A 6,001-nucleotide genomic window follows, 5' to 3' on the forward strand; every position below is an offset into this window, starting at 1 on the left:
AGGCTCCGGCCAAGACCAAGGCGCCCGCCAAGCCCGCCGCTGCGAAGGCGGTTGCGAAGGCTCCCGCCAAGTCCGGCAAGGCCTGACGCGCGCCGACCGCCCCCGGCCGCCGGCCGGGTGCAAGCCCTGTCTTAGCATTTCGACGGGGTCCCCGAGGCGGCGCGGCTGCAAGCCTCGTGTCGCACAGAGATCCTTCAGGTTCCGAGATCGGCCACGGGCGGACGCGCGATGCGTCCGCCTTTGCCGTTCCTGAAGCGACCCCTGCGGCGCAGGCTATCGCGGCGCCAGAACGCCGGCCCGCCCCACATTGAAGATCTGCACCCGGCGGTTGATGGCCGCGGTGGGGTTCTTCGCGTCCTGGAGGTTCTCCTCGCCGAGGCCGACCGCCTGGATGCGGCGCGGATCCACCCGGAAGGTGGTGGTGAGGGCCGTGGCCACGGCGTCGGCCCGCTCCTGCGAGAGCTTCATGTTGCCGCGCGGGTTCCGGTCGTGTCGGTATTGCCCACCACCAGGAACTTGTAGCCGAGCAGCTCGGGATGGTGCATCGCGTCGGCGATGGCGCCGAGCGTGCGGTAGGAGCCCGGCTTGACCATCGCCGAGTTCAGGTCGAACTCGATCTCGACATTGATCTGCGCCAGCTGGTCGAGCTGGATCGCCAGGGGCGGGCGGCTCTGCGGCGGCCCGGAATACTGCATGTGCGCCTCGGCGAGGCCGCGCAGGGCCTGCGCGCTCACGTCGGGCATATTGTCGATGGTGCCCTGCAGGCCCTGGACGATCTGCGCATTGGGGGTGAACTGCTGCGCGCCGGCGGGCGCGGCCGCGGCCAAGCGGCGGCGAGAGCGAGGATGGAGGCGAGCGCGCGCATCAGCGATATCCCGCATTGACGATGGCGGCGGTGCAGGTCTGGCTGACCACCTTGGAGGCCTGCAGCAGGCAGGAGACGATGTTGCCGTCGCCCGCTTCGACGCCGGGGCAGTATTCGGCGCGGTCGCGGTCGCAGACCTTGAACACGGCCGCCTGGGCGGCGGCGCGCGCCTCGGTCATCGCCCGGATGCCCTCGTGGTTGGCGGCGCAGGCCGGCGTGAGCTGGGCCGCATTGCCGGCAAGGCACTGGTGAATGGCGCCGTTGCCGAGATTGAGCCCGCGGCAGAGCTTCATGATGTCGCCGCCGCAATGCTGGGCCAGGAGGCCCGCGCCTCGGCGTAACTCACCGTCTGCGCCCGCGCCGGGGCGGCGCCGAGCAGCGCCGCGAGGATGAGCGCAAGCGCTCCTCCGGCTCCTCTCCAAGTCGTCATTGGGTCCTCCCCCGAAAGATGGCGGGAGAGTGGCCACGGCCAAGCCGTTACGTCAATGGGCGCGCGCGCCGGGGGCGCGGACTGGCCTGTGGAGGCAAGTCCTTGTCATGACTGGAATACCGCGATTCAGCCCGGCGCGCGGGCGCGGCGGGCCTCAGCGGCGCCGGGCGTAAGTCTCCGCCTCGATCTCGTCGCCGGCGGCACCGATCACGCCCAGCGGATCGGCGGCCAGCTCCAGGTCGGTCGCCTCCACCGCCGGCTCCGGCGCGCGAACGGGCGCCCCGGCCGGCGGGCGCAGCAGGAAGTGGGTGGCCATGGCCGAGAACGCCATGGCGGGCAGGAGCGTCGCCAGCGCCGAGAGCGGCGTCGGGAACAGCACCGAGAGCGCCGATCCGAACGAACCGCCGCCGATCTGCATGAAGCCCATGAGCGCGGAGGCGGCGCCGGCGATGTGGGCGAAGCCCGCGAGCGCGGTGGTGGTGCAGCCGGGGACGATGAAGGCGATGCCGAAGGTCCAGAAGCCGATCGGCACCATGATGGTGGCGGTGGTCAAGGGCAGGAATTGCGGCCCAAGGCTGAGGCCGGTGGCGCCGCACATGGCGAGCACGAGGCCGTACGGCACCAGCTTCAGCGCATTGGTGCGCTTCAGGAATCGCCCCGCCACCAGGGTGCCGACGATGAACGAGCCGCTCTGGATCATCATCGCCAGGCCGAACTGGGGTGGCGTCAGCCCCACCCGGTCGATGAGGATGAAGGGCACCAGCGTCGCCAGCGTGTAGACCCCGCCGAGGGCGAAGGCGAGCACCAGGCTGGCGCGCAGGAACACCCGGCTGCGCAGCAGCTCGCCATAGCTCTTCAGGATGCGGCGCGGCGCGGCCAGCGCCCGGTCCGGGTAGCGGTTGGTCTCCGGCACGCCGACGACGATGAGGCCCATGAGCAGCACGCCGAACACCGACATGGCGACGAACAGGACGTGCCAGCTCGCGACCCCGAGCAGCAGCCCGCCGATGGTCGGCGACAGCGCCGGGCCGATGGCGAGCAGGGTGCCGATATGGTTCATCACCCGCGCCGAGGCCTGGCCGGTGAACTGATCGCGCACGATGGCGCGGGAGATGGCGATGCCGGCGGCGCAGCCCACGCCCTGCAAGGCGCGCCCCGCGAGCAGCCAGCTCATGTCCTGCGCCAGCATGGCGACAAAGGCGCCCACCAGATAGATGCCGAAGAAGGACAGCGCCACGGGGCGACGGCCATAGGCATCGGAGAGCGGGCCGCAGATCAGCTGCGATACCGCGAAGCCGAGGAAGAAGACGGTGATGGTGAGCTTCACCATAGAGATGTCGGTCTGGAACGCGGCCACCAGCTGCGGCATGGCCGGCGTGTACATGGTCAGGCTCACCGGGCCGATGGTGACCATGAGCCCGCCGATCACGGCGACGCGCGCTTCCGACATGAGGGGACGCGGCGAGCTGCCGGCGCCTGGACTGGTCATGGTGAGGGGCTCGACCTTGCTCATGCCCCCTCCTTGCAGCGCACCAGATTGGCGCGCATGCGTTCGAGAAGGCTCCGGAAGGTGGCCTGCTCCTCGGCGCTGAAGCCGGCCAGCGCTTCCATGCGTGCCGTCGCCGCCGCGGACGAGATGCGTTCCAGGTAGGGGGCGGCAGCCTCGGTGAGGCGGACGATCTTGGCCCGGCGGTCGGCGGGGTCGGTCTCCCGCGCGACGATGCCCAGCCCCTCCAGCCGGTCGAGGAAGCCCACGAGCGTCATGGGCTCCACGTTCATCTTCACCGCCAGCGCCGCCTGCCGGTGGCCCGGATACAGATTGACGTAAGCGAGCGTGCGGGCCTCGCCGGCGGTCAGACCGACGCCCGATTGCTCGAACGCGCAATCGATCCGCGCGCGGTAGAGCCGCGCGGCATCCACGAGCAGGAATCCGAGGGGAGGTTCATTCATAGAAAGTCGGCCATATAATAAGAGAACCATATAATATCGGCGCGTGCAGCGCAAGGGCGGCGCGTGCCACGGCGCAGCCGAAGGCCGCGTTGCGCAGCGGCACCGAACCGCTATGAGTGGGAGACCGGTGGCGCGCGCCGGCCGGTCGACCTGGTCGGTTCGCCTGGCGCGCTCCGCCATCACGCCGCGGCGGCGCCGTGCGATCCGCCCGTGCTGCGGACCCGCGGCGCGCCCAGACGGAGACGCCCATGCCCTGGTCCCTCACCATCGGCCGGTTCGGCGAGACCGCCATCAGGATCCACGTCACCTTCCTCCTGTTCCTGGTGTGGATCTGGGCGGCCTATTACCGCATGGGCGGGGCCGGCGCGGCCTGGGACGGCGTGATCTTCGTCGCCCTGCTGTTCCTGTGCGTGCTACTGCACGAGCTCGGCCACGTCCTGGCGGCGCGCCGCTACGGCGTGAAGACGCCGGACATCACGCTCTGGCCGTTCGGCGGCATCGCCAATCTGGAACGCATCCCGGAGAGGCCGTCCGAGGAGCTGGTGGTGGCGCTCGCCGGCCCGGCGGTGAACGTGGTCATCGCTTTGGTTCTGCTCGCCATCCTCGGCGGCAGCGTGAACGTGGACGACCTCGCCAAGATCGAGGACCCCGGCACCTCGCTGCTCGCCAAGCTCGCGGGGGCCAACATCTTCCTCGTGGTGTTCAACCTGATCCCCGCCTTCCCCATGGACGGCGGGCGGGTGCTGCGCGCGGTGCTCGCCATGAACATGGGCTTTGCCCGCGCCACCGCGCTCGCCGCCTCGATCGGCCAGGGGCTCGCCATCGCCCTCGGGCTCCTCGGCATCTTCGGCAATCCGATGCTGATCGTGATCGCCGTGTTCGTGTTCCTGGCCGCCTCGGGCGAGGCCGGCCAGGTGCAGCTCAAGGAGGCCTCGCGCGGCCATCTGGTGCAGGACGCGATGATCACCCATTTCGAGACGCTCGGGCCGCAGTCCACGGTGGACGACGCGGCCGAGGCGCTGATCCGCTCGACCCAGAAGGAATTCCCGGTGGTGGACGGCGGCGGGCGCCTGCGCGGCGTGCTCACCCGCGACGCCATGATCCGCGCTTTGAAGGACCAGGGGCCGCAGACGCCGGTGATCGAGGTGATGCAGGCGGACGTGCCGACCGTGGACGCGCGCGCCAAGCTCGACACCGCGCTGAAGCTCATCACCGAGGCGCAGGCCCCGGCCGTGGGCGTGCTCGATGGCGCCGGCCGGCTGGTGGGCCTGCTGACGCCGGAAAATGTTGGCGAGCTGATGATGATCCACGTGGCGCTGGGCGGCCGGCCCCACGCGCCGCGCCCCACCGGCGCCTGACCGGCCGCGCGCCGGCGTCAGCCCTGCGGCACGCCGGCAATGGCGCCGAGCGCGTCCACGTCGATCGCGTCCCTCTGCTCCGGGCGCAGGAAGCGCTCGGCATAGACCTGCCAGATGCCGCTCTTCAGGAAATAGCCGAACACCTGCGGGTCGAGGTGCCCCTCCTTGCACATGAAGGCCATGATGCGCAGGGCCTCCGACAGACGCTTGGCGGGCTTGTAGGGGCGGTCGGCGGCGGTGAGCGCCTCGAACACGTCGGCGAGCGCCATCACCCGCTCCTCCACCGACAGCGCGCCGCCGTCGAGCCGCCGCGGATAGCCGGCCCCGTCCATGCGCTCGTGATGGGTCGCCGCGATCTCCGGCACCCGCGCCAGATGCCGCGGCCAGGGCAGGCTCTTCAGCATGGCGTAGGTCTGAACCACGTGGTCGTTCACCAGGAACCGCTCCTCGTCGGTGAGGGTGCCGCGGCGGATCGAGAGGTTGTGCACCTCGCCGCGGTTCTCCCGCTGCGGCGGCAGCGCCATGTCGAAGCCGTAGACGTTGGCCGGGTCGCCCCGCTGCACCGGCGGGCGGCGTCCCGGCCAGGCGATGATGTCGCCAGCGCGATCGGCGATGAGCGGCTCCTCTGCCGGCAGCGGGACCGCGGGCAGGTCGGCGACGCGCCGTTCCTCCTCGCGCGAGAGGCCGAGCCGGTCGTCGAAATGGCGCAGCCACGTGCGCCCGGCGATGCGCTCGATGCGCGCCACCGCCGCGTCCGTCATGAACTCGCCGCCGATATTGGCGGCGGCGAGGAAGGCGAAGTCGTCCTTCAGCGCCGCCTGCTCGGCGGTCAGCGCGGCCTCCGACTGCGCCGGGTCCGCCCCGGCGGCGAGGCGGGCGAGGTGGGCGATCTCGGCATCGCGCCACAGCACCTCGAACCTCGTGCGCACCTCGTGGATCCGGTTGTGGATCGCCTCCAGCTTGGTGGCCTTGTCGATCACGTGCTCGGGGCTCGTGACCTTGCCGCAATCGTGCAGCCACGCGCCCAGGTGGAAGGCGTAGCGCTCGTCCTCGTTCAGTCGGAAATCCTTGAAGGGTCCGTCCGTTTCCTGCGTCATCCGGTCGACGATCATGGTCGCCAGCTCCGGCACGCGCCGGCAGTGACCGCCGGTATAGGGGCTCTTGGCGTCCACCGCGTCGGCCACCAGGCGCACGAAGCCGTCGAGCAGGTTGCGCTGGGCCTCGATCAGCCGCCGCGTCTCGATGGCCGAGGAGAGCGCGCCGGACAGCCGCTCGGCGAAGGCACGGAACTCGGCGCCGCCATGCGGCACGTCCAGGGGATGCTCCAGCAGCAGCCAGGCCGAGCGGCGCCGCCTGCCGGCTGGCCAGCGGCAGCAGCAGCTGGCCCTGCGCCGGCGG

Annotated in this window: 7 protein-coding genes; 1 reads left to right on the forward strand and 6 read right to left on the reverse strand. The window is 71.0% G+C overall.

The features are described from left to right. Positions 1 to 273: 273 nt before the first annotated feature. From AC2W7M_RS18305 to AC2W7M_RS18325, 5 genes are all read right to left on the reverse strand, one after another. Positions 274 to 468, reverse strand: coding sequence for an OmpA family protein (locus tag AC2W7M_RS18305; protein ID WP_486133861.1), 195 nt, complete (start codon positions 466 to 468; stop codon positions 274 to 276). Beyond that, positions 465 to 827, reverse strand: a complete 363-nt coding sequence (locus AC2W7M_RS18310) for a hypothetical protein (protein ID WP_486133863.1) — start codon at positions 825 to 827, stop codon at positions 465 to 467. Before AC2W7M_RS18310 ends, AC2W7M_RS18305 begins: the two co-directional genes overlap by 4 nt. 37 nt (positions 828 to 864) lie before the next feature. After that, positions 865 to 1,158, reverse strand: a complete 294-nt coding sequence (locus tag AC2W7M_RS18315) for a hypothetical protein (RefSeq protein WP_486133864.1) — start codon at positions 1,156 to 1,158, stop codon at positions 865 to 867. Positions 1,159 to 1,449: 291 nt separating this feature from the next. Next, on the reverse strand, positions 1,450 to 2,808 hold the full coding sequence (locus AC2W7M_RS18320) for a multidrug effflux MFS transporter (protein WP_486133866.1): 1,359 nt from the start codon (positions 2,806 to 2,808) through the stop codon (positions 1,450 to 1,452). Further along, complete coding sequence (locus AC2W7M_RS18325) at positions 2,805 to 3,245, reverse strand: MarR family winged helix-turn-helix transcriptional regulator (RefSeq protein WP_486133868.1); 441 nt, start codon at positions 3,243 to 3,245, stop codon at positions 2,805 to 2,807. Before AC2W7M_RS18325 ends, AC2W7M_RS18320 begins: the two co-directional genes overlap by 4 nt. Positions 3,246 to 3,493: 248 nt before the next feature. On the opposite strand from AC2W7M_RS18325, the gene AC2W7M_RS18330 reads away from it, so the two are divergent. Continuing rightward, a complete protein-coding gene (locus AC2W7M_RS18330; protein ID WP_486133870.1) occupies positions 3,494 to 4,603 on the forward strand; it encodes a site-2 protease family protein in 1,110 nt (369 codons plus the stop codon). A gap of 17 nt (positions 4,604 to 4,620) precedes the next feature. Here AC2W7M_RS18330 and AC2W7M_RS18335 read toward each other — a convergent pair. Further along, positions 4,621 to 6,001, reverse strand: a 1,381-nt coding sequence (locus AC2W7M_RS18335) for an HD-GYP domain-containing protein (RefSeq protein WP_486133872.1), incomplete at its 5' end; no start/stop codon positions are given.

Source organism: Xanthobacter sp. BG11Y11_SDJG (genome assembly GCF_057364445.1).